The organism is Moorena sp. SIO3B2 (genome assembly GCF_010692525.1).
Taxonomy (GTDB): Bacteria; Cyanobacteriota; Cyanobacteriia; order Cyanobacteriales; family Coleofasciculaceae; genus Moorena; species Moorena producens.
The window spans coordinates 1-2,246 of record NZ_JAAHHE010000691.1 but is presented as its reverse complement, the minus strand read 5'-3'; the positions used below and the strand labels follow the sequence as shown (position 1 = coordinate 2,246).

General features: G+C 36.6%; 1 protein-coding gene and 1 pseudogene. Both read left to right on the top strand.

Going from position 1 to position 2,246, the window contains the following annotated elements:
* Positions 1-297 precede the first annotated feature (297 nt).
* Positions 298-1,332, top strand: a complete 1,035-nt coding sequence (locus F6K38_RS39880) for an SAM-dependent methyltransferase (RefSeq protein ID WP_008188131.1) — start codon at positions 298-300, stop codon at positions 1,330-1,332.
* Positions 1,333-1,533: 201 nt separating this feature from the next.
* A pseudogene (locus F6K38_RS44670) lies at positions 1,534-1,659 on the top strand (uroporphyrinogen-III synthase); the annotation flags it as partial.
* Between the last annotated feature and the right edge of the window lie 587 nt (positions 1,660-2,246).

The window sequence follows — 2,246 nt, the reverse complement described above, 5'->3', positions numbered from 1 at the left end:
AGGAACCCTTGCCCAATGACGATCCTTTTTGGTCTCATCCGCGCATTATAGTAACTCCCCATATTGCTGCTGTGGGTAACCCTAAGGAGCTAGCCGCTCGCATTGTGGATACAATCGATTGCAGTCGCGAGGGCAGACCATTGGAGAATGCAATTGATCGGAACCGGGGCTACTAAGTCTTAATAGTGAGTTTTCTGCAATGCCAATCAATCCGAAAAATAATCTAGATTGGCTTACCATTTTATTGATAATATAATATTATTGTAGATGAATATAAGTAGAGAGTAAGTTGAGAGCATGACTATTAGATCGGATATTTTCAAATTCTTCCAAAATCTAAATTTTGTCTTCTTAAGTGGCTTCGATAAGATTAATTCGATCAATGAAAACAATAATTTATATATAAATGCCATGTATGATTTGATGGAAAATGATGAAATCAGAACCCAAGCCTATAGAAAAGTAATTTCTGAAAAAGTAAAAGACAAAGTAGCTGTTGAAATTGGCACGGGCAAAGCATTATTGTTACCAAAATTTTGTGTAGATGCAGGAGTAAAAAAGATTTACACAATAGAAGAAAATGAGAAAGCTTTCGCAGAGTCAAAAAAACTGCTCGAAGAACTTAATCTAGAAGAAAAAATTAAAATTTATCAAGGATTTTCACAAGATATAGAGATAGAAGAAAAATGCGATATATTGGTTCATGAAATTGTCGGGTCTATAGGTAGCCGGGAAGGTATGGTGCTAGCAGTTAACGATGCTAAAGAGAGATTTTTGAAGCCAAATGCCGAGTTTATTCCGTACCAGTGCATTACGAAAATAGCTCCTGTATCACCATTGAAACTTTCCCCATATCAGCAAATCGTTAATTTGTTTCTGAAGTTAATCATGAAAAATGTTATAATAAACTTAAGTGATGATTTTAATTTTTCTAAACCAAGAACTTATCTGACCTGTAATTTCCCCGTTTGTAACCTGATTGCCGAACCCCAAGAATTTGAAAATATAGTTTTTGCTGAAAATTTGACAATGATAGATGATAAAACTATAGAATTTATTATTGAAAAACCAAGCTTATTTGATGGATTTATTTTCTATATAAATCTCTGGGTAGACAGAGAAACAGTCATTGATACATTGTCACAAAAAACAAGTTGGTTAGTTAGATATGCTAAACTTTTTGAAAAACCCCTAAAACTAGAAGCTGGTGACTTCATTAAAGTTAAAATTGAGAGGGATGTTTCAACCACACAACCTAAATATGAGATTCATGCCACTGTGGGCAAAAATGGGAGAAGCGTATTTGCAAAAAAAAGTTATAAGCTATGTTGAAAATTATCAAGCCGTCAAAAGTTGTGCAACGGGCTTTTGTTGAAACCATCTAGGAACTACGAACCGGAGAATTTGTACTTTGATGCAAAAGCAAGATGTGCCCGTTCAACATGGGCCATGTACAACACCTGGATCAAGGATCGAAAAACGTATTCGGCTGACAGGATAACATGAAAACTAGGATGTCTGTATCGCCTCGATTTCCAAACTTCCGAAAGCTGTCGCCAGTTGTTAGGCCGGGTAGATGTAGAAGCAGTTGAATATACTTTAGAAGGTTTAACTGAGGCGATTGTGGCATGGGAGACTGGCAGAGGGGGAAACAAATAATATCAAGTTCGGTTGAATACCCATCATAAAAGTCTGGGGAGATGGGAACCCACCCCTAACCCCTCCCAGGAGGGGAATATGGGGAGATGGGGGATATTTTTATTAAGAGTAATTATCCTGAGATGATATAAAAGCAGAGATAATGTGATTTCATGGAATCCCACAACTAACAAAAAGTAAAAATAGAGACCACAATAATTAAATTAGATAAAGTCTGCGGGGGCGACAACTCGCCCAAAAAGCAACTAGGTCGAGATATTGACTAATAAAATAGTCACCCCTTTAAGATGAAAATAGCGTTTCTCATAGCTATGAGGTACACAGGATTTTTTCACTCTTGCTAGCATGCCTATTGCCTATTGCTAGCATGCCTATTGCCTATTGCCTGCTCCCTGCTCCCTAAAACCGATAAATTTGTACCTCACAAGTTGTATAATTGCTATAGATTACTGTAAAAATGAAAAACTCTAATATAAATAATTCCATAACTACCTTTTATTCCCAAGAAGAACGACAGTTACGTGTAGATCTTGCTGCTGCTTACCGCTTGATTAACTATTATGGGATGACAGACATGATATACACCC

Coding starts and splice junctions, on each gene's coding strand:
- F6K38_RS39880 (WP_008188131.1), top strand. CDS start 298: ATGACTATTAGATCGGATATTTTCAAATTCTTCCAAAATCTAAATTTT.